Consider the following 18470-nt stretch of genomic DNA (forward strand, 5'->3'; position numbering starts at 1 on the left):
TTCAGGGCCTTCTCACGACTACAAGCCCCTTGAGGTACTCGCCCTCAGGGAACTCGATGGTCATGGGATGGTCGGGGGCGGCGCCGAGGCGTTCGCTGATGTAGCCGTCGACGCCGGCATCCAGGCCGGCGGAGGCGACGATCTTGTGGAACAGGTCGGCGCCGATGCCGCCGGAGCAGGAGAAGGTCAACAGCACGCCGCCGGGCACCAGCAGTTGCAGGGCGAGGCGGTTGATGTCCTTGTAGGCGCGGGCGGCGCGCTCGGCATGGGCCACCGTGGGGGCGAACTTGGGCGGGTCCAGCACGATGGCGTCGAAGGTCTTGCCTTCGGCGATGAAGCGGCGCAGCGAGGCGTTGACGTCGGCGTCGAGGTACTGGTTGCTGGCACCCGCGAAGCCATTGAGGGCGACGTGGGCTTCGGCCCGCTTCAGGGCGGGCAGGGAGGAATCGACGGAGGTCAGTTCCGCGCCCGCCAGGGCGCCCGCGGCGCGCAGGCCGGCCAGGGCTGCGACGGTGAAGCCGCCGGTGTAGCAGAAGCAGTTCAGCACGCGGCGGAACTTGCGGTGCGCGGCGATCTGCGCGAAGCGCTGTCGGCTGTCGCGCTGGTCGAGGTAGAAGCCGGTCTTGTGGCCGGTGGCGATGTCGAGCGACAACTGCCAGTCGTGCTCGCGGATGGTGAGCTCGGTCGGACCTTCGCCGCGCAGCCAGCCGGTGGTGGGCTTCAGGCCTTCGCGCTCGGCGCCGCTGGCGTCGGAGCGTTCATAGAGCGTGGCCAGGCCGGTGGCGGCCAGCAGGGCATCGGCCAGTACCGCCTTCCAGCGCTCCACACCGGCGGAGAGGAACTGCGCGACCAGCGTGTCACCGTATCGGTCGACGATCAGCCCGGGCAGGCCGTCGGCCTCACCATGGATCAAGCGCACGCCATCGCTTTGCAGGTCGAACAGGCCGCGGGCGTTGACCGCACGGGCGACGCGCCCGGAGAAGAAGGCGGCATCGATGCGCTGCGCCTCGTCGAAGCTCCAGGCCCGGGCGCGGATCTTCGACACCGGGCTGAATGCCGCCCATGCCAGGAACTTGCCCTCGTGCGACTCGACACGCACCGTCTCGCCCGCATCCCCGCCGCCCTTGGCAATGGCCGATTCGAAGATCCACGGATGGCGGCGCAGCAGCGACCGCTCCTTGCCCGGCCGCAGCCGCAATGCTTTCATTTGGGTTCCCTGGTGGCCTTTGCTTTCGGCCGAGTCTCGGAGCGCACCTTGGCGCGTGGATGGGCCGCGTCATACGCCTTGGCCAGATGCTGGAAGTCCAGCCGCGTGTAGACCTGCGTGGTGGTGATGTTGGCGTGGCCGAGCAGTTCCTGCACCGCGCGCAGGTCGCTGCTCGATTGGAGCAGGTGGCTCGCGAACGAGTGGCGCAGCATGTGCGGATGCACGGGCGCCGGAAGGCCCGCCTTCAGGCTGCGAACGCGCAGGGCCTTCCAGACGGCTTGTGCTGAAAATCGCGCGCCGTTGCGACCGATGAAGAGCGCCGCGGCGCCTTGCGGGTCGCGCAACCGGGCCGCCTCCAGCGCGGCGCAGTCGTCGCGTACGGCAAGCCACGCGGTCAACGCCTCGCTGGCCTTGGCGCCAACCGGCACATTGCGCCGCTTGCCGCCCTTGCCCAACACCTGCGCCTCGCCCGCAGCCAGGTCCACCCAGCCACGCGCGACCGTGCTGGCCCGCACGTCCAGCCCGACCAGTTCGCTGACACGCAGGCCGCAGCCGTAGAGCAGCTCGACGATCGCGTGGTCGCGCGCCTCGGTCCACGGGTCGGCCTCGGCATCATGGTGTTCCGCCAGCCGCACGGCGTCGTCGACGGCCAGGGCCTTGGGCAGCGGACGGTCGGCCTTGGGAGCGTGCACGTCCTGCACCGGATTCGCGTCGACCAGGCGCTCATTGCCCATCCAGCGATAGAAGCCGCGCCAGCAAGAGAGCACCAGCGCAATGCCGCGCGATTCGCGCCCTGCCCCGTGCAACTGGGCCATCCAGCGGCGGATGTGGGCGGTCTGCACCTGCTCGAGCGGCATGTTGGCGGCTGCGGCCTTCTCGGCCAGCGTGCGCAGGTGGATCGCATACAGCTCGACCGTGCGCGCGGCCAAGCGGCGCTCGACGCGCACATGCTCCAGATACCGCTCGATCAGGTCCGAACCCACGGCGAATCTCCTTTCAGGTACACGCTACAAATAGCCGGCCAGCGCATTGTTGACGATCGCCAGCGGCTCGCGCACCACGCCCTTGAAGAACAGGAACGGGGCCCGCCCGCAGGTGGGCGATGCCGCCGCGTATTGCACGTCGAAGGCGCGGTCGAAGCCGCTCGCACGCGCCAGCCGCTCGATGCGCCAGAGGTGGTACGGGTCGGACACGACGATGACGCGCTTGACGCCGGCCGCCTCCAGCACCGGCCAGGACATGGCGAGGTTCTGGCGTGTCGATGACGACTGCGACTCTTGCAGCACGGTGCCGGTGAAGCCGACCTCCCGCGCATAGGCCTCCATGACCTGGGCCTCGATGCGCGCGTCCTCGGTGTCCTTGCCGCCCGACACGACGAGTTGCCGCACCTGGCCGCTGCGCGCAAGTTCGATGCCGCGATCGACACGATTGGTGAGGCAGGGATTGATCTCGCCGCTGAGATAGGCGCGGTTGCCGAGCACCAGCGCGGCATCGGCCTGCCCCGTGGGGGGATGCGCGATGCGTTCGTGCGCGTTCTGCCAGATCATGGCGGCCAGCGACCCGTGCAGCGCGCAGAGCACCAGCGCCGCGGACAGCAGGCGCCAGCGCCAGGCCTTCGCGCGGGCCAGCAGGTTCAAGGCCGCAGCCGCGAGAGCGCGGCCGAAGCCAGGTCGGCGATTCGCTCCAGGAAGTCGGTGCCCATCTCGGGATTGAAGCGTTGCGCATCAGGCGACGCCAGCACCAGCAGGCCAAAGGCCGGCGCGCCCGGCTCAGCGCGCAGCGGAATCAGCGCGATGGACACGGCGGCGCGCGCATCACCCAGCCAGTTGGCCGCCTCGAAGCCGGAATTGAGCCCGCAATACGGCGCGGTGAGCGAGGTGGCCAGCGTCTTCACGTCGTCCGTGACCCACTGGGCGTAGCCCTCACTCCAGTAGGGCACGTCGCAGTCCCACACCTTGATGGCGGTCTGCGGCACCATGAAGAGCGTCTGCAGGTCGGCGGCGATCTGCCAGGGCAGGCCGCGCGCGTCGCGCGTGGTCAGCAGGCCCCGCGTCCAGCGCTGCAACCGGTCGGCGGTGACGACGTTCTCGGTGCCGTGGCGCACCATGTCCATCACGCGGTGTTCCAGCGCCTTGATCTTCTCGCGCAGCATCTCGGCCTGGCGTTCCTGCAGGCTGACGGCGCGGTTGCCATGCGGGCTCGTCAGTTGCACCTGCGCTAGCAGTTGCGCATGGCGTTCGAAGAAGTCGGGCGTGTTGGCGAGGTAGTTGGCGATGTCGTCTTCGGTGATCGGATTCATGGCGTCGGAATGGGTGGGTTTCATGGCTGCTCGGGGACCTCGATGTCGCCTTCGAAGACGGTCACGGCCGGGCCGGTCATGAACACCGGCTGGCCGACACCCGCCCATTCGATGGTGAGGAGCCCCCCGCGCGTTTCCACGTCGACGCGATTGTCGAGCAGGCCGAGCCGGATGCCCGACACCACGGCTGCACAGGCGCCGGTACCGCAGGCCAGCGTCTCGCCCGCGCCACGCTCGAATACGCGCAGCCGGATCCGCGAACGGTCGACGACCTGCATGAAGCCGGCATTCACACGCTGCGGGAAGCGCGGGTGATGTTCGATGAGGGGGCCTTGCGTGGCCACCGGCGCGGTGTCGACATCGCGAACGACCTGCACTGCATGCGGGTTGCCCATCGACAGCACGGCGACGGCGAGGATCGCGCTCTCCGCATGGGTGCTGACGGCCAGGTGCCAGGTGTGCCATTTGCCCTCGGGCTGCGGCGAGAGGCCGGCCGTGTCGAAAGGCACCTTGTCGGGTTCGAAGATGGGCGCGCCCATGTCGACGGTGACGCGGCCGTCGGCGCCCATGCGCGGCTCGATCACGCCCGAAAGCGTCTGCACCCGCACCGCGTCCTTGGTGGTGAGGCCGCGCTCGCGCACGAAGCGCATGAAGCAGCGCGCGCCGTTGCCGCACTGCTCCACCTCGCCGCCATCCGAGTTGTGGATGACGTACTGGAAGTCGATGTCCGGCGCCGGCGAGGGCCGCACGGTCAGGATCTGGTCGGCGCCGACGCCGAAGTGGCGGTTGCCGAGGAAGCGGTATTGCGCAGGCGTGAGGCCGAGGCTGCCGCGGGTCTCGTCGAGCACGACAAAGTCATTGCCGGCCCCTTGCATCTTGGTGAAGCGAATTCGCATGGGCACGATTATCCTGCGCGGCATGCGGACCGCCTTCATCGTGTCGAGCGCGATCAATTCGAGCGCGGGCATGTTCACGCCGGAAGAACGGTTGCGGGACACGCTGGGCACGATCGATTCAATCCGCCTGCACGCGCCCGACGCGGCCATTCATTTGCTGGACATGTGCGGCGTCGGCCTACGGCCGGCGCAGACGCAACTGCTGTCCGCGCGGGTGACGCGGCTGTTCGACTACTCGGGGCTGCACGACGTGCAGGCGATCTGGAAGGTGCCGAACCTCGACGTGGTCAAGAACCTGACGGAAATGACCTGCTTTCATCATTTCCTGCACAGCCAGGAAGCGCTGCTGGGTGGCGTCGATCGCATATTCAAGATGTCGGGGCGGTACCGGCTGGACGAGCGATTTCGCATCGGCGACTACGACGATCCGCGCTGCCGGGGGCAGATGGTCTTCTCGGGCAGGTTCACGAGCCAGTTCACGCCGGAAGTCACGGGCAACGACCCCACGGACAACTTCCAGCTGATGTCGCGCCTGTATTCCTTCGATGCATGCCTGCTGCCGACGGTGCGCAGTGCCTACGGACGGATGATCGAGCGGATGGTCGAGCGGCTCAATGCGGGTGGCTATATCGACATCGAGCACCTGTTGCACCGGTACATGCCGCGTTCGCGCATCGTTATCCGCACGCCGATCGGGTTGTCAGGGAGGCTGGCGCCGAATGCGAGGGAAATCAGCGACTGAAGGCTCCCGTTGGGCCTTGTTCAGCCGCAGCGTGCGCCGACGATGCGGCCACTCGCCTCGACGTCGACATTCAGGCGCCTCGGATCCACGTCGCGCGCAGGCGGGTCGGTCGGCAGAACACTGCGCGCGCTGCGGGCACCAGTGCGCTGGCGCATGTCCTCCAGCAACTGCGCGTCGACCTGCTTGCCCAGCGCAAAGCGGGCTTCGGTGGAGCGACACTCTTCAGGCATGCCTTCGGCGAAACGAGGCGGCGGTGCCAGTTCAGACGACAGGGGCCGCACGTCGCCGCGCATCTGGCAGCCGGTCAGGCCGGCCGTGCCGAGCAATATTGCGCCTGTGATTCGCGCGCATTCCAGCCAGTTCATGTGGTACCCCCGCTTTCTCGTTTTCGACGGGTTGCATGGTAGCCCCGCAGTCCCGCCGTGCCGCCGATGCGACCCTCTGCGCAACATGAGATAGGCCGGCAGTTAAATCGGCCGCGGTGCGGGCGTCCGCGCGGTCCGTCGATGCGGGTGCAAATGGCGGGTACCGTAGCGCGATGAACACGCGCACTTCCTCCTTGCCTCGCCTCGTCTGGCCGGGCCAAGAGTTCCTGCCCGGTTACCTCGCGGCGCTGGAACGCGGCTGGTCACCCAACAACCTCCGCGCCGAAGCCGGGCGCGAGGAAATCGAAAGGATCCGGCAGGACGCCGACGCCTTCCTGGCTGGCCTGGTCGATCGCGAAGGCGCCGGCCCGCCCGTGCCCATGCCCGACGGCTCGACCGTGCCCAAGCTGCCGGGCTATCGCCGCTGGATCTGGGACGGGGAGTTCTGCGGCAGCATCGGCTTTCGCTGGCAGCGCGGCAGCAACACCTTGCCGCACTACTGCCTGGGACACATCGGCTATGCGGTGGTGCCGTGGAAGAGCGGGCGCGGCTACGCCACCGCGGCATTGCGGCTTTTGCTGCACGACGCGCCTGCCGAAGGCCTGCGATACGTGGAGATCACCACGGCGCCGGACAACCTGGCATCGCAGCGCGTGATCGTGCGCAACGGCGGCGTGCTGGTCGAGGAGTTCATGACCGTGCCGGCCCTCGGCGGCCATCGCGAACTGCGCTATCGCATCGAACTCGACGCACCACTCGCCTGAGACCAACATGCCCCCTCGCCGAAGTGTGCGGCGAGGAAGTCCAGGAAGCAGGCGATGCGCGCCGCGAGTTGCGTGTTCCGGTAGTAGACGGCGTTGATGGCCTGGCGCACTTCGACCGTGTCCTTCGCCAGCACCTGCACCAGGTCGCCGCGCTCGCGGTCGCCCGCGGTCATGAAGTCCGACAGGCAGACGATGCCCTGGCCCTGCAAGGCGAGGAGGCGCAGCGTCTCGCCATTCGAGGCGCCGATGGTCGACGTGATGGGCCACTCGTCGCCGTGCGCGCCGCGCAGGGGCCAGCGGTTCAGCGATTCGAGGTGCGTGAAGCCGAGCAGCGTGTGCTTGTCGAGATCGGCCACCGCCTTCGGCCGGCCGTGTGCCTTGAGGTACGCCGGGCTCGCAAGCAGGCGCAGGCGACTGGTCGCGAGGGGCCGCGCATGCAGCGTGGAATCGCGCAGATCGCCGATGCGGATGGCGACGTCGGTGCGGCGCTCCAGCAGGTCGATGTTGAGTTCGTCGGTGTTCAGCTCCAGCGTGATCTGCGGATAGCGGCGGCGGAACTCGGGCACCAGCGGCACGACGGCATGCAGCATGAAGGGCGTGGCGGCGTTCACGCGCAGGCGCCCGGCGGGCTGCTGGCGGCGCGCGGCCATGTGCTCCTCGGCATCGTCGATGGAGGCCAGGATGGCGCGGGTGTGGACAAGGAAGGCATGGCCCTCCTCGGTGAGCTCGATGCGGCGCGTGGTCCGGCGCAGCAGGGTGGTGTCGAGCTTCTTCTCCAGCCGGCCGAGCGCGCGGCTGACGCCGGAGACGGTCTGCCCCAACTGGTCGGCCGCGGCAGTGATGGAGCCCGTGCCGACCACGGCGGCGAAGGCCTGCAATTCCTCGAGGGTGGTTTTCATTGTTGACTCGCAGTCAACAGAATTGTGCCGACTGACGGGTTTTTCTGCAAAGACGATCGGCCGACACTCCGTGCCTTCCCACAGGAGTTGTCTTCCATGCCCATTGCCCTCTTCGCGCTGACGCTCAGCGCCTTCGCCATCGGCACGACCGAGTTCGTGATCGTCGGCCTGCTACCCACCGTTGCCGCGGATCTCGGCATCGACATACCCTCGGCCGGCCTGCTGGTCAGCCTCTATGCGCTGGGCGTTGCGATCGGCGCGCCGGTGCTGACCGCACTGACCGGCAAGGTGCCGCGCAAGCTGTTGCTGCTGGGGCTGATGGCGCTGTTCACAACGGGCAACCTGCTGGCCTGGCAGGCGCCGAGCTACGAGACGCTGGTGGCCGCACGCGTGCTCACCGGCCTCGCGCATGGCGTGTTCTTCTCGATCGGCTCGACGATTGCGACCGGCCTCGTCGCCAAGGACAAGGCCGCCAGCGCCATCGCGATCATGTTCACCGGGCTCACCGTGGCGCTGGTCACGGGCGTGCCGCTGGGCACCTTCATCGGCCAGCACTTCGGCTGGCGCGAGACCTTCCTGGCCGTGTCGGCACTGGGCGTGATCGCCTTCGTCGGCAGCTGGCTGTTCGTGCCGAAGGACATCCGCCACACGCCGCCGGCCTCGCTGGCGCAGCAGGCCAAGGTGCTGGCCGAGCCGCGCCTGCTGCTGGTCTATGCCAAGACAGCCATAGGCTACGGCGGCACCTTCATTCCGTTCACCTTCCTCGCGCCGATCCTCACCGACGTGGCCGGCTTCAGCGCCGGCGCGGTGGGCTGGGTGATGCTGGTGTATGGCGTGTCGGTGGCGATAGGCAACATCTGGGGCGGCAAGCTGGCCGACCGCATGGGGCCGATCCCGGCGCTGCGCATCATCTTCGCGCTGCTGGCCGCGGTGCTGCTGGTCTTCAACTTCACGGCGCCGCACAAGTGGCTGGCGCTGCTCACCGTGATGGCCTGGGGCGCGGTCGCCTTCGGCAATGTGCCGGGGTTGCAGGTCTACGTGGTGAAGCAGGCGGAGCGCTTCACGCCGCAAGCCGTCGACGTGGCTTCGGGGCTGAACATCGCGGCCTTCAACCTCGGTATTGCGGGTGCGGCCTGGGCCGGTGGGCTGATCGTCACGCACCTGGGGCTGATGCACACGCCTTGGATCGGCGCGCTGGTGGTGCTGGTCTCGCTGGCGCTGACGCAGTGGAGCGGTGTACTCGATCGCCGCTCCGGCATCCCGATGCGCACGCATGGGCCGGTTCCGGTCGGCCACTGAACTTCTCTTTTCATCTCAAGCACTGAAACCATGAACACGAACAACACCCTCCCCGCCTTCGGCCTCGGCACCTTCCGCCTGACCGGCCAGACCGTCATCGACTCGGTCAAGACCGGGCTCGCCCTCGGCTACCGGCTCGTCGACACGGCGCAGATCTATGGCAACGAGGCCGAGGTGGGCCAGGCCATCGCGGAAAGCGGCGTGCCGCGCAAGGACTTCTTCATCACCACCAAGATCTGGACCGACAACTACCCCCAGGCCAAGCTGGCGCAGAGCCTGAAGGACAGCCTCGCGAAGCTGCGCACGGACCATGTGGACCTGACGCTGATCCACTGGCCCTCGCCCGCCAACGCGGTGCCGGTGGCCGAGTTCATGGGCGCGCTGGCCGAGGCCAAGGCGCAGGGGCTGACGAAGCGCATCGGCGTGTCGAACTTCAACATCGCGCTGATGCGGCAGGCCATCGACACGGTCGGCGCGCAGGAGATCGCGACGAACCAGGTCGAGTTGCATCCCTATTTGCAGAACCGCAAGCTGGTCGAGTTCGCGCGCGGCCAGGGCATTGGCATCAGTTCGTACATGACGCTGGGCTACGGCAAGGTGCTGCATGACCCCGTGCTGCAACGCATCGCACTGGCGCATGGCGCGACGACGGCACAGGTGGCGCTGGCCTGGGCGATGCAGTCGGGGCATGCGGTGATCCCGTCCTCGACGAAGCCCGCGAACCTAGAAAGCAATCTGAAGGCACGGGCCCTGCGCCTGAGCAACGCGGAGATGGGGCAGATCGCCGCGCTCGACCGGGGTGAGCGCCTCGTCAGCCCAGACGGACTGGCGCCCCGCTGGGACTGATCAACGCGACTCAGCCCAGGCCCGCAGGATCGGCACCGCCTCCGCATCCAGCTTCTGTTCCGCCGGCAGCGCGCGCTCATGCAGCGGCGCGCCGGCTTCGGCACGCAAGGTCTCGACATCGATCGGGTGGCGATCCGCCGCGGAGACGTTGGCGAAGGCCTCGCCCGATTGCGCCAGAGACGCCGCGTAGTAGAGCTTCCGGATGCCCACGATGTGCATCGCCGCGGCGCAGAGCGCGCAGGGCTCGCACGAGGTGTAAAGGTCGCAGCCGGACAGGTCGACCGTCTCCAGCTTTCGGCAGGCATCGCGGATGGCTTCCACTTCGCCATGCGAGGTGGGGTCGAAATGCGCGACCGAATGATTGAAGCCCTCGCCGACCACCTCGCCGTCCTTCACCACCACCGCGCCGAAAGGCTCGGTGCCCGGCGTGTCCAGTGCGCGGGCCGACAGGGCCAGGGCGCGTCGCATGAATGTCTCGTCGTACAAAACTCACTCCTCAAATCAGGACGCCGTCGCGCGCGACGATCTGGCCACCGGCCACGACCAGCTTGCGCGCCGGCCGCGCCACGATGGCCTGGGCCACGGTCTGGGCATCGACCAGCACCAGGTCGGCGCGGTCGCCCGGCACCAGCCCGTAGGCCTCGAAGCCGCAAGCGCGCGCGCCGGCATGGGTCACGCAGTCCAGCGCGACGTCCAGTTCATCGTCGCGCCGCAGGTTGTAGCGCAGGCCGATCAGCATGGCGCGCTCCAGCATGTCGGGGTTGCCATAGGGCGACCAGGTGTCGCGGATGCCGTCGTTGCCGCCGAACACGGTCACGCCGGCATGTCGGCACACCATCAGGGGCGGAACGTTGCGCGAGGCCGAGCCGGTGGTGACCAGCACCACGCCCAGCGCCGCCATGCGCGCCAGCAGGGGATCGCGCTCGGCCGGCGCCAGGTCGCCCAGGCAGAAGCCATGACTGATCGCGACCTTGTTCTGCATGCCCAGCGCCTGCGTGCGGTCCAGGATCAGGTCGAGCGAGAACGCGCCCATCGCGCCGGGCTCGTGCAGGTGGATGTCGAGCGGGCACCCGTGGCGTTCTGCGAGGCCGAACAGCACGTCGAGCGAGCGCACCGGGTCGCCGTCGATGGCGCAGGGGTCGAGGCCGCCCAGCACGTTGGCGCCGGCCTTTATGGCCTGGTCGAGCAGTTCGGCCGTGCCCGGTCGGGTCAGCAGGCCGGATTGCGGAAAGGCGACGATCTGGATCTGCTGCCCCAGGCGCTCCATCGCCTCGCGCGTACGCACCACGCCTTCGAGGTGCCGCAGGCCGGCCTGCGTGTCGATGTCAACATGGGTGCGCAGGCGCGTTGTGCCGAGCGCCAGGAAGGCCCGGGCCAGGGCCAGCGACTGGTCGGCCGCATCATGGCCGCTGGCATGGCGGAAGGCACGCTCGTTGTCGATCTTGTCGACCAGGCGCGTGCCAACCTCGTTGCGGTACCAGTCCATGCCCCACAGCGTCTTGTCGAGATGGGTGTGGCCTTCGACCAGGCCCGGCAGCAACAAGGCGCCGCCGCCCTCTTCGACCGCGCAACCGGCCGGCGCCTGCAAGGACGGGCCGAGCACGGCGATGCGCCCGCCCTGCACCAGCACATCGAGCAGCGCACCGCCGGCGGGCCGCACGTCGCGGATCAGCAGCGAGGCCATGCTTCGCCCCGGATCGTCGTCAGCCATTCCCGGAGCACCTCAATGCTCCTCCAGCACCGAGATGATGTTGCCCGCCGGATCGCGAAACCACGCGATGACCGGGCCGCCCGGGTCGCGGCAGATGTCGTTGGAATCGGTCTCCAGCCCCGGCAGGTCGTAGGACTCGAAGCGCACGCCGCGCTCCTTCAGCGCGGTCACGGTCCGGTCGACGTTTTTCACCGGAAAGTTGAGCACGGTGTAGGTGGCCGGCGCGTGGTTGGGCTTCACGTAGACCAGCACCTTGGTTCCGCCGCCCAGGTGCAGCGTCATCAGGCCGTCGTCTTCCGACACGTCCAGCCCCAGCGTCTCGCCGTAGAACGACAGCGCGATGGTCATGTCGTCGACCGAATAACCGCTGAAGGCCTTGCTGTTTTTCAGCATTCGTCTTCTCCTTTGACTTGGCTCGTGGGGAAGCATAGCGTCCGCGCCGGCCGAACGGTTCAGGTCGCCGGCAGCTTGAAGTCGTCGCAAGATCCGGACCGCGCCTGCCGCCACGGGCAATGCGGGTTATCCGCAATCCGGGTTTCCGGGCGGGACAGCACGCCCGGGCCAGTCTCCCGATAATGCTGCGATGGTCCGCTCAAGCCAACAAATCCATCCGTCACGCACGCCCGCCCCCTTGCTGCCCGCCGCGACGGTGCTGCTGCTGCGCGACACGCCGGCCGGCCTCGAGGTGCTGATGACGCGGCGCTCCGACACCGCCAGCTTCGCGCCGGGCGCCTACGTCTTCCCGGGCGGTCGCATCGACGACAACGACGTCGAGGCGCGTCCCATCGCCGCACGCCGGCGCACGCAGAGCCGGCTACAGTTGACGCAATCGATCGCGGCCATCCGCGAGTGCTTCGAGGAACTGGGCATCCTGCTGGCACGCCACACCGACGATGGCCGCATGGTCAGCGGCGCCGAGGTGGCCGCCATGGACCGCGGCAATCCGCCCGCGATGCCGCTGGCCGCCCAGTGCGCGGTGAAGGGGCTGCGGCTGGCCGCCGACGAGATCTACACCTTCGCGCACTGGATCACCGACCGCGACCTGCCCAAGCGCTTCGACGTGCCATTCCTCGTCGCGCGCATGCCCGACAACCAGGTGGCCGTGGCCGACGAGGCGGAGCAGTTCGAGCCCTGCTGGGTGCGCCCCACCGATGCCTTGGAGCGCCATGCGAAGAAGCGCTTCTTCATGATCTTCCCGACCGTGCGCACGCTGGAGAAGCTGGCCGCCTTCGACACCGTCGACGCCGTGATCGCCGCCTGCGGCCGCGAGCAGCCGCTGTGGACCAGTTGCCCGCGCGGCGGCCTGCTGGGCGGCAAGGAGATGCGCTACATGGAGCACGAATCGCCTTTCGGCGAACTCGCTCTGGTCTGCCCGGACGGCCAGATGCTGCATGCGCTCGACTGGCAAGCCGAGGAGCCGGTGCGCCTGCTCAAGAACGTGATGCGCCTCACCGCGCCCAACCCCAGTGCGATGACCGGCCCCGGCACCAACACCTACATCGTGGGCGATGCGGCCACCGGCTACCTCGTGATCGACCCCGGCCCGAACCACTTCGATCACATCGGCCGCCTGTGGCGCATCACCCAAGGCGACATCCGCGCCATCATCTGCACCCATTCGCATGCCGATCATTCGCCGGGCGCGCTGCCTTTGCAGGCGCTGTGCAAGAAGCAACGCCCGCCGATCCTGGGCCTGCCTTCGGCGTCCAGCGCACGCGCCACCGCACGCTTCACGCCGGACCGCGCCTTGGCCAACCAGGAACGCATCACGCTGTCCGCGCAGGAATTGCCGGCCGACGGCGTGCCCGCCCCGACGCACACGCTGCGCGTGATCCACACACCCGGCCACGCGGCCAACCACCTGTGCCTGCTGCTGGAAGAGGACGGCCTGCTGTTCAGCGGCGATCACATCCTCAACGGCAGCACCACCGTGATCGATCCGCCCGACGGCAACATGACCGCCTACCTTCAGTCGCTGGACCTGCTCGACGAGACCTGCGTGGCGCATGCGGTCGAGTTCATCCTGCCCGCGCACGGCTACGTGCTGGGCCAGGCGCGCGGCGCCATCGCGCGCCTCAAGGCGCACCGCCTCAAGCGCGAGGCCAAGATCGCCGCCGCCATGCGCCAGCAGCCCGACGGCACGTCGGACGACTGGCTGCCCATCGCCTACGACGACGTGCCCTCGCGCATGTGGCCGGTCGCGGCGCGCTCGCTGCAGGCGCATGTGGAGCGCATTCGGTCGCTGGCGCAGACATGACGAAACAACGCGCCGACGCAGTCCAGGACGAGGAAGAAGGCATCCGCCTGGCCAAGCGCGTGGCCGCCATGGCCAACGTGTCGCGCCGGGAAGCGGAATTGCTGATCGAGAACGGCGCGGTGCGCGTCGATGGTCATGTTGTCGAAGTCCCGGCCCGGCGCGTGCGCGACGAACAGCAGGTCGAGATAGCCAGCGGCGCCCGCCCGGTGGCCGTCGAGCCGGTGACGCTGCTGCTGCACAAGCCTGCCGGCATCGCCTTCGATGCGCCGTTGGCCAAGCTGCTGGTGGCGAAGAAGCACAGCGAGAGTGACCGGCGGCCCGCGCTGCAGCGTCACTTTGCGGGGCAGCAATGCTTCACGCCGATCGAGACCGGCGCCAGCGGGCTGATCGTGTTCACGCAGGAGCCCCGCGTGCAGCGCAAGCTGGTCGAGGATGCCGGGCTGATCGAGAACGAAGTGATGGTGGATGTGGAGGGCCCGGTGGATGCCGCGGCGTTGCACCGGCTCAACCAGTCGCCCGTCATCGACGGCCGGGCCATGCTGCCAGCCAAGGTCAGCATCGGCCGCCAGACCGAGGCACGCACGGGGCTGCGCTTTGCCATCAAGGGCAGCTGGCCGGGCCAGATCGCGCAGATGTGCGACATGGTGGGGCTGCGCATCCTGCAGATGAAGCGCATCCGCGTGGGACGCTTGCCGTTGGCGGGGCTGGAAGTGGGGGAATGGCGCTTCATGGCGCCGGGCGAGCGCGTCTGAAATAAAAGTGTGAAGCACGCCTGTAAGCCGGATTCTGTGCACCGGATGCCTCTTGCGACGCACCCGGCGTGACCGCCATTAATCTGGGCCGCCGGTCACCCGGACGGCTCGATGCCACCTACCCGCCAGCTCAGCGGAACCACCTCGATACTGGCCTACTTGGTGTTGCTGCGCGCAGAGATTGCCCGTTTCACCCGATGCCGGGTTGCCCCGTCACCGACTCGTCTCTGTTGCTCTGATCCTCACCTCACGGTGGAGAGTCGTTAACTCCTGCGCTGTCCTGTGCAGTCCGGACGTTCCTCCAGTGCGCTCTTTCGAGACTTGCACCAGCGGCGGTCCGGCGTGCTTCACAGGCAGCATTATCCCGCCACAATCGCCGTCACCGTTTCTTGACCATCCAGGAGTCCGAATCCATGAAAGCCCAGAGCATCCTCGACACCATCGGCCGCACGCCGCACATCCGCATCCAGCGCCTGTTCGGCGATGCGACGCAGCAGGTCTGGATCAAGTCGGAGCGCGCCAACCCGGGCGGCTCGATCAAGGACCGCATCGCGCTGTCGATGGTGGAGGACGCGGAGAAGTCCGGTGCGCTGAAGCCCGGCGGCACCATCGTCGAGCCGACCTCGGGCAACACCGGCATCGGCCTGGCGATGGTCGCAGCCGTGAAGGGCTACAAGCTGGTGCTGGTGATGCCCGACTCCATGTCGGTCGAGCGCCGCCGCCTGATGCTGGCCTATGGCGCCAGCTTCGATCTCACGCCGCGCGCGGGCGGCATGAAGGCCTGCATCGCGCGCGCCGAGGAGATCGTCGCCTCCACGCCCGGCGCCTGGATGCCGCAGCAGTTCAACAACCCGGCCAACATCGACGTGCATGTGCGCACCACGGCCGAGGAAATCGCGGCGGACTTTCCGGAGGGCATCGACGTGCTCATCACCGGCGTCGGCACCGGCGGCCACATCACCGGCTGCGCGCAGGTGCTGAAGAAGAAGTGGCCCAAGCTCAAGGTGTTCGCCGTCGAGCCGGTCGCTTCGCCGGTGATCTCGGGGGGACAGCCTTCGCCGCATCCGATCCAGGGCATCGGCGCCGGCTTCATCCCGAAGAACCTGGACACCAGCCTGCTCGACGGCGTGATCCAGGTCGATGCCGAACCGGCCCGCGAGATGGCGCGGCGTTGTGCGCGCGAGGAAGGCATGCTGATCGGGATTTCATCTGGCGCCACGCTGACCGCCATCGCGCAGAAGCTGCCTGAGCTGCCGGCCAATGCGGTCGTGCTGGGGTTCAACTACGACACGGGGGAGCGGTATCTGTCGGTCGAAGGCTTCCTGCCCGCGTAGCCCTGGCCGCCTGTTGCGACAGATCGCCTGAGCGGGCCGGCAACGCGTGAGCGTTGGCCGGCCTTTCTTGTGGCTTCGAGCTCAGTCCTTGAGCCAGAGGCGCTTCAGGCGCTTGCCCTGTGGCGTGCGATACCGATCGAAATCGCTGCGATCGACAGTCAGTACGTTGTAGATGCCGGTCCTGTCCGCGGCGAACACCAGCGCCACGTCGGCCAGATCGGCGCCACCGTCGCTGCAGCGCTCTGTGAAATCGGCGATGGCCGCCAGATCTGCCGGGTCGCTCGACAGTACGGTCAAGCGTCCCGCGGCCGCCCAACGCAGCAGGTTGAGCCAGGCGGTGTCGTCGAGCAGGTGGCTCGCCTCGGTCAGCACTTCCCAGCAGGTATAGAGCCGTTGCCCAGCCAACTGCCGGAGCATGGCCACCGCGCCGGAGTGGTGCGCGTCGCCATCGTTGAAAAGGGCGACCAGGAAGCCGGTATCAGCGAGCGTATCCGTGCTTTTCACGCAGACGTTCCAGCACGGCACGCTTGGTCGGGTTGGCAACGCTCTCGGGTTGGCGCAGGCCGCCACCCTTGCCGATGTACATCGCGTCGATCTCGGCCACCAGTTGCTCGGCCGGCAGGACCTTGCTCGCGTAGGCGGCGATGCTGCGGCGGATGAACTCGGACTTGCTGACGCGCAGCGCGGCGGCCGCGCGTTCGAGCAGCGTTTCGTCTTCGGCAGGCAATCGGATGGAGAGGGTCATGGCAGCAGCGTGCGTATTACATGAGTGTAATACAATAGGGGTTCCGATTGCCGCCACCTGCCCGATCACCACGGGCCGCTCGCCATGATCCGCCTCTCCGAAATCAAGCTCCCCCTCGACCCGCCCTCCGACGCCTTGCCGCGCGCGGTGCACGGCCTGCTCGGCGTCGACGCCGACGCCATTGCCAACATCCATGTCTTCAAGCGCAGCTTCGACGCCCGCAAGGTCGACCTGTTGCAGGTCTACATCGTCGACGTGACGCTCACCGACCCGTCGCGCGAGGCGCAACTGTTCGCCAAGCTGGCCGGCAACCCGCGCGTGATGCCGACGCCGGACATGGTCTACCGCGTGCCTGCGCAGGCGCCCGCGGACGTTCCCGTGCGTCCGGTGGTGGTCGGCTTCGGCCCCTGCGGCATCTTCGCGGCGCTGATGCTGGCCAAGATGGGCTTCAAGCCGATCGTGCTGGAGCGCGGCAAGACGGTGCGCCAGCGCACCAGGGACACCTGGGGCCTGTGGCGCAAGAGCGTGCTGAATCCCGAGTCGAACGTGCAGTTCGGCGAAGGCGGCGCCGGCACCTTCTCGGATGGCAAGCTCTACAGCCAGATCAAGGACCCGCGCTTCCTCGGCCGCAAGGTGATGGAGGAGTTCGTCAAGGCCGGCGCGCCGCCGGAGATCCTCTACGTCGCGCATCCGCACATCGGCACGTTCAAGCTGGTGAAGGTCGTCGAGACGATGCGCGCGGAGATCATCGCACTCGGCGGCGAGGTGCGCTTCGAGCAGCGCGTGACCGACGTGCTGATCGAGGGCGGCCATATCCGCGGGCTGACGGTGCTGGACCAGGCCACGGGCGTGACGAGCCAGGTGCGCGCCGACCATGTGGTGATGGCGCTCGGCCACAGCTCGCGCGACACCTTCGCGATGCTGCATGAGCGCGGCGTGCACGTCGAGGCCAAGCCTTTCTCGATCGGTTTCCGCGTCGAACATCCGCAGGGCCTGATCGACCGCGCGCGCTGGGGCCGCCATGCCGGCCATCCGCTGCTGGGCGCGGCCGACTACAAGCTGGTGCACCACGCGAGCAACGGGCGCTCGGTCTACAGCTTCTGCATGTGCCCGGGCGGCACCGTGGTCGCGGCGACGAGCGAGCCGGGACGCGTGGTCACCAACGGCATGAGCCAGTATTCGCGCAACGAGCGCAATGCGAACGCGGGCATCGTGGTGGGCATCGATCCGCGCGATTTCCCCGGCTGGTCGGCCGATACGCCGGGGGATGCGCTGGCCGGAATCGCCCTGCAACGTGAATTGGAGTCGAATGCCTTCGTGCTCGGCGGCGGCGATTACCGCGCGCCGGGGCAACTGGTTGGTGACTTCGTTGCAGGCAATCCGTCGACTGCGCTCGGCAACGTCGAGCCCTCGTACAAACCGGGCGTGACGCCGACCGATCTGCACCAGGCGCTGCCCGCCTATGCCATCGAGGCCATGCGCGAGGCCTTCCCGGTGTTCGGCCGCAAGATCAAGGGCTTCGACCTGCACGATGCTGTGCTGACTGGCGTGGAAACACGCACGTCATCGCCCATCAAGATCACGCGCGGAGAAGACCTGCAAAGCCTCAACGTGCGTGGCCTCTATCCGGCCGGCGAAGGCGCGAGCTACGCGGGCGGCATCCTGTCGGCGGGCGTGGATGGCATCAAGGTCGCGGAAGCCGTGGCGCGCAGCGTGCTGGCCGATGCGGCGCAGGATCGGACGGCGAGCCTGTGATGCAGCCCTTCACACGTCCGACACTGGGCCAGTTCGCCGTGGCCACGCTGGCGATGGCCGTCGTGGTGCTGGCCTCCAACATCCTCGTGCAATTCGCCATCAACGACTGGCTGACCTGGGGCGCCTTCACCTATCCGGTGGCCTACCTGGTGAGCGACCTGGTCAACCGGCGCTTCGGCCCGGGCGTGGCGCGGCGCGTGGCCTGGTTCGGATTCGCGGTGGCCATCGTCGCCTCGCTGGCGCTGGCGCCGATGCGCATCGCGCTGGCCTCCGGCCTTGCATTCATCGCGTCGCAGTTGCTCGATATCCGCGTGTTCGACCGGCTGCGCCGCGCGCTGTGGTGGCGTGGCCCGCTGATCGCGACCGTCGTCGCGGCAGTGCTCGACAGCATCGTGTTCTGGGGTGTGGCCTTTGCCGGCGAAGGTGGGCCGTGGCTCAGTTGGGCCGTGGGTGACCTGATGGTCAAGCGGGGTGTCGGGGTGGCGATGCTGCTGCCGTTCAGGTTGCTGATGGGGCGGACGACCATGCCGCCCTCCGCTGCCATTGCCGGGTCGGACTGAGGCTCGCAAGAACGCCACTTGCCGTGTTCCGGTTACAGC

21 protein-coding genes and 1 other RNA gene are annotated in these 18470 nt (G+C 68.1%); 9 read left to right on the top strand and 13 right to left on the bottom strand.

The genetic code is table 11. The features are described 5' to 3' along the window. Position 1 precedes the first annotated feature (1 nt). From WKW79_RS08740 to dapF, 5 genes are read right to left on the bottom strand one after another with little or no spacing between them, the layout of a single operon-like run. The gene (locus WKW79_RS08740; protein ID WP_340334748.1) at positions 2-1207 is read right to left on the bottom strand and encodes a class I SAM-dependent rRNA methyltransferase; all 1206 of its coding nucleotides are present in this window, start codon (positions 1205-1207) and stop codon (positions 2-4) included. Continuing rightward, entirely contained in the window at positions 1204-2190 is a 987-nt protein-coding gene (locus WKW79_RS08745; protein ID WP_340334749.1) for a tyrosine recombinase XerC, read from the bottom strand. The genes WKW79_RS08740 and WKW79_RS08745 overlap by 4 nt, the downstream gene beginning before the upstream one ends. A gap of 24 nt (positions 2191-2214) precedes the next feature. After that, positions 2215-2844, bottom strand: coding sequence for a YdcF family protein (locus WKW79_RS08750; RefSeq protein ID WP_340334750.1), 630 nt, complete (start codon positions 2842-2844; stop codon positions 2215-2217). Further along, positions 2841-3530 carry a DUF484 family protein gene (locus WKW79_RS08755; protein WP_340334751.1) on the bottom strand — a complete coding sequence of 230 codons (690 nt, stop codon included), beginning with the start codon at positions 3528-3530 and terminating at the stop codon, positions 2841-2843. Before WKW79_RS08755 ends, WKW79_RS08750 begins: the two co-directional genes overlap by 4 nt. Further along, the gene (gene dapF, locus WKW79_RS08760) at positions 3527-4402 is read right to left on the bottom strand and encodes a diaminopimelate epimerase (RefSeq protein ID WP_340334752.1); all 876 of its coding nucleotides are present in this window, start codon (positions 4400-4402) and stop codon (positions 3527-3529) included. The genes WKW79_RS08755 and dapF overlap by 4 nt, the downstream gene beginning before the upstream one ends. Here dapF and WKW79_RS08765 point away from each other — a divergent pair. Next, on the top strand, positions 4401-5144 hold the full coding sequence (locus tag WKW79_RS08765; protein ID WP_340334753.1) for a hypothetical protein: 744 nt from the start codon (positions 4401-4403) through the stop codon (positions 5142-5144). The two genes, dapF and WKW79_RS08765, sit on opposite strands and share 2 nt — an antisense overlap. 20 nt (positions 5145-5164) lie before the next feature. Here WKW79_RS08765 and WKW79_RS08770 read toward each other — a convergent pair whose 3' ends face one another. Next, positions 5165-5509, bottom strand: coding sequence for an I78 family peptidase inhibitor (locus WKW79_RS08770; protein ID WP_340334754.1), 345 nt, complete (start codon positions 5507-5509; stop codon positions 5165-5167). Positions 5510-5682: 173 nt separating this feature from the next. On the opposite strand from WKW79_RS08770, the gene WKW79_RS08775 reads away from it, so the two are divergent. Then, on the top strand, positions 5683-6273 hold the full coding sequence (locus tag WKW79_RS08775) for a GNAT family N-acetyltransferase (protein WP_340334755.1): 591 nt from the start codon (positions 5683-5685) through the stop codon (positions 6271-6273). Here WKW79_RS08775 and WKW79_RS08780 read toward each other — a convergent pair. After that, positions 6240-7172, bottom strand: a complete 933-nt coding sequence (locus tag WKW79_RS08780; protein WP_340334756.1) for a LysR substrate-binding domain-containing protein — start codon at positions 7170-7172, stop codon at positions 6240-6242. The genes WKW79_RS08775 and WKW79_RS08780 overlap by 34 nt on opposite strands. A gap of 96 nt (positions 7173-7268) precedes the next feature. Between WKW79_RS08780 and WKW79_RS08785 the strand changes: the two genes are divergently transcribed. Continuing rightward, positions 7269-8471, top strand: coding sequence for an MFS transporter (locus WKW79_RS08785; protein ID WP_340334757.1), 1203 nt, complete (start codon positions 7269-7271; stop codon positions 8469-8471). Positions 8472-8501: 30 nt separating this feature from the next. Continuing rightward, a complete protein-coding gene (dkgB, locus tag WKW79_RS08790) occupies positions 8502-9317 on the top strand; it encodes a 2,5-didehydrogluconate reductase DkgB (RefSeq protein WP_340334758.1) in 816 nt (271 codons plus the stop codon). Here dkgB and WKW79_RS08795 read toward each other — a convergent pair whose 3' ends face one another. From WKW79_RS08795 to WKW79_RS08805, 3 genes are read right to left on the bottom strand one after another with little or no spacing between them, the layout of a single operon-like run. After that, entirely contained in the window at positions 9318-9785 is a 468-nt protein-coding gene (locus tag WKW79_RS08795; RefSeq protein ID WP_340334759.1) for a nucleoside deaminase, read from the bottom strand. It abuts the gene before it with no gap. 28 nt (positions 9786-9813) lie between these two features. Then, the gene (locus tag WKW79_RS08800) at positions 9814-11001 is read right to left on the bottom strand and encodes an amidohydrolase family protein (protein ID WP_340335177.1); all 1188 of its coding nucleotides are present in this window, start codon (positions 10999-11001) and stop codon (positions 9814-9816) included. A gap of 39 nt (positions 11002-11040) precedes the next feature. Beyond that, positions 11041-11421 carry a VOC family protein gene (locus tag WKW79_RS08805; protein ID WP_340334760.1) on the bottom strand — a complete coding sequence of 127 codons (381 nt, stop codon included), beginning with the start codon at positions 11419-11421 and terminating at the stop codon, positions 11041-11043. 190 nt (positions 11422-11611) lie between these two features. Between WKW79_RS08805 and WKW79_RS08810 the strand changes: the two genes are divergently transcribed. Both WKW79_RS08810 and WKW79_RS08815 read left to right on the top strand, forming a co-directional pair. Then, positions 11612-13285: an MBL fold metallo-hydrolase gene (locus WKW79_RS08810; protein WP_340334761.1), complete on the top strand. Its 1674-nt coding sequence runs from the start codon at positions 11612-11614 to the stop codon at positions 13283-13285. Continuing rightward, positions 13282-14037 (top strand): RNA pseudouridine synthase, encoded by a 756-nt coding sequence (locus WKW79_RS08815; RefSeq protein WP_340334762.1) that lies wholly within the window; start codon positions 13282-13284, stop codon positions 14035-14037. Before WKW79_RS08810 ends, WKW79_RS08815 begins: the two co-directional genes overlap by 4 nt. Positions 14038-14044: 7 nt before the next feature. Here WKW79_RS08815 and rnpB read toward each other — a convergent pair. Continuing rightward, positions 14045-14386, bottom strand: an RNA gene (gene rnpB / locus WKW79_RS08820) — RNase P RNA component class A. 64 nt (positions 14387-14450) lie between these two features. Here rnpB and cysK point away from each other — a divergent pair. Beyond that, positions 14451-15371, top strand: a complete 921-nt coding sequence (gene cysK, locus WKW79_RS08825) for a cysteine synthase A (RefSeq protein WP_340334763.1) — start codon at positions 14451-14453, stop codon at positions 15369-15371. 81 nt (positions 15372-15452) lie between these two features. On the opposite strand, the gene WKW79_RS08830 is transcribed toward cysK, so the two are convergent. Beyond that, positions 15453-15875: a type II toxin-antitoxin system VapC family toxin gene (locus tag WKW79_RS08830; protein ID WP_340334764.1), complete on the bottom strand. Its 423-nt coding sequence runs from the start codon at positions 15873-15875 to the stop codon at positions 15453-15455. Next, positions 15850-16116, bottom strand: a complete 267-nt coding sequence (locus WKW79_RS08835) for a ribbon-helix-helix protein, CopG family (protein ID WP_340334765.1) — start codon at positions 16114-16116, stop codon at positions 15850-15852. The genes WKW79_RS08830 and WKW79_RS08835 overlap by 26 nt, the downstream gene beginning before the upstream one ends. An 84-nt stretch (positions 16117-16200) precedes the next feature. Here WKW79_RS08835 and WKW79_RS08840 point away from each other — a divergent pair, with 84 nt between their 5' ends. Next, positions 16201-17871, top strand: coding sequence for an NAD(P)/FAD-dependent oxidoreductase (locus tag WKW79_RS08840; protein WP_340334766.1), 1671 nt, complete (start codon positions 16201-16203; stop codon positions 17869-17871). Beyond that, a complete protein-coding gene (locus WKW79_RS08845; protein ID WP_340334767.1) occupies positions 17871-18431 on the top strand; it encodes a VUT family protein in 561 nt (186 codons plus the stop codon). Before WKW79_RS08840 ends, WKW79_RS08845 begins: the two co-directional genes overlap by 1 nt. The last annotated feature ends 39 nt before the right edge of the window (positions 18432-18470 follow it).

The organism is Variovorax robiniae (assembly GCF_037889955.1).
GTDB lineage: Bacteria > Pseudomonadota > Gammaproteobacteria > Burkholderiales > Burkholderiaceae_C > Variovorax > Variovorax robiniae.

Bases quoted from the DNA above. Each gene is read 5' to 3' on its own strand.
- WKW79_RS08765 (WP_340334753.1), top strand. From the start codon at position 4,401: ATGGGCACGATTATCCTGCGCGGCATGCGGACCGCCTTCATCGTGTCG.
- WKW79_RS08780 (WP_340334756.1), bottom strand. From the start codon at position 7,172: ATGAAAACCACCCTCGAGGAATTGCAGGCCTTCGCCGCCGTGGTCGGC.
- WKW79_RS08795 (WP_340334759.1), bottom strand. From the start codon at position 9,785: ATGCGACGCGCCCTGGCCCTGTCGGCCCGCGCACTGGACACGCCGGGC.
- WKW79_RS08805 (WP_340334760.1), bottom strand. From the start codon at position 11,421: ATGCTGAAAAACAGCAAGGCCTTCAGCGGTTATTCGGTCGACGACATG.
- WKW79_RS08755 (WP_340334751.1), bottom strand. From the start codon at position 3,530: ATGAAACCCACCCATTCCGACGCCATGAATCCGATCACCGAAGACGAC.
- WKW79_RS08800 (WP_340335177.1), bottom strand. From the start codon at position 11,001: ATGGCCTCGCTGCTGATCCGCGACGTGCGGCCCGCCGGCGGTGCGCTG.
- WKW79_RS08845 (WP_340334767.1), top strand. From the start codon at position 17,871: ATGCAGCCCTTCACACGTCCGACACTGGGCCAGTTCGCCGTGGCCACG.
- WKW79_RS08785 (WP_340334757.1), top strand. From the start codon at position 7,269: ATGCCCATTGCCCTCTTCGCGCTGACGCTCAGCGCCTTCGCCATCGGC.
- dkgB (WP_340334758.1), top strand. From the start codon at position 8,502: ATGAACACGAACAACACCCTCCCCGCCTTCGGCCTCGGCACCTTCCGC.
- WKW79_RS08775 (WP_340334755.1), top strand. From the start codon at position 5,683: ATGAACACGCGCACTTCCTCCTTGCCTCGCCTCGTCTGGCCGGGCCAA.
- cysK (WP_340334763.1), top strand. From the start codon at position 14,451: ATGAAAGCCCAGAGCATCCTCGACACCATCGGCCGCACGCCGCACATC.
- WKW79_RS08815 (WP_340334762.1), top strand. From the start codon at position 13,282: ATGACGAAACAACGCGCCGACGCAGTCCAGGACGAGGAAGAAGGCATC.
- WKW79_RS08770 (WP_340334754.1), bottom strand. From the start codon at position 5,509: ATGAACTGGCTGGAATGCGCGCGAATCACAGGCGCAATATTGCTCGGC.
- WKW79_RS08840 (WP_340334766.1), top strand. From the start codon at position 16,201: ATGATCCGCCTCTCCGAAATCAAGCTCCCCCTCGACCCGCCCTCCGAC.
- WKW79_RS08835 (WP_340334765.1), bottom strand. From the start codon at position 16,116: ATGACCCTCTCCATCCGATTGCCTGCCGAAGACGAAACGCTGCTCGAA.
- WKW79_RS08740 (WP_340334748.1), bottom strand. From the start codon at position 1,207: ATGAAAGCATTGCGGCTGCGGCCGGGCAAGGAGCGGTCGCTGCTGCGC.
- WKW79_RS08810 (WP_340334761.1), top strand. From the start codon at position 11,612: ATGGTCCGCTCAAGCCAACAAATCCATCCGTCACGCACGCCCGCCCCC.
- dapF (WP_340334752.1), bottom strand. From the start codon at position 4,402: ATGCGAATTCGCTTCACCAAGATGCAAGGGGCCGGCAATGACTTTGTC.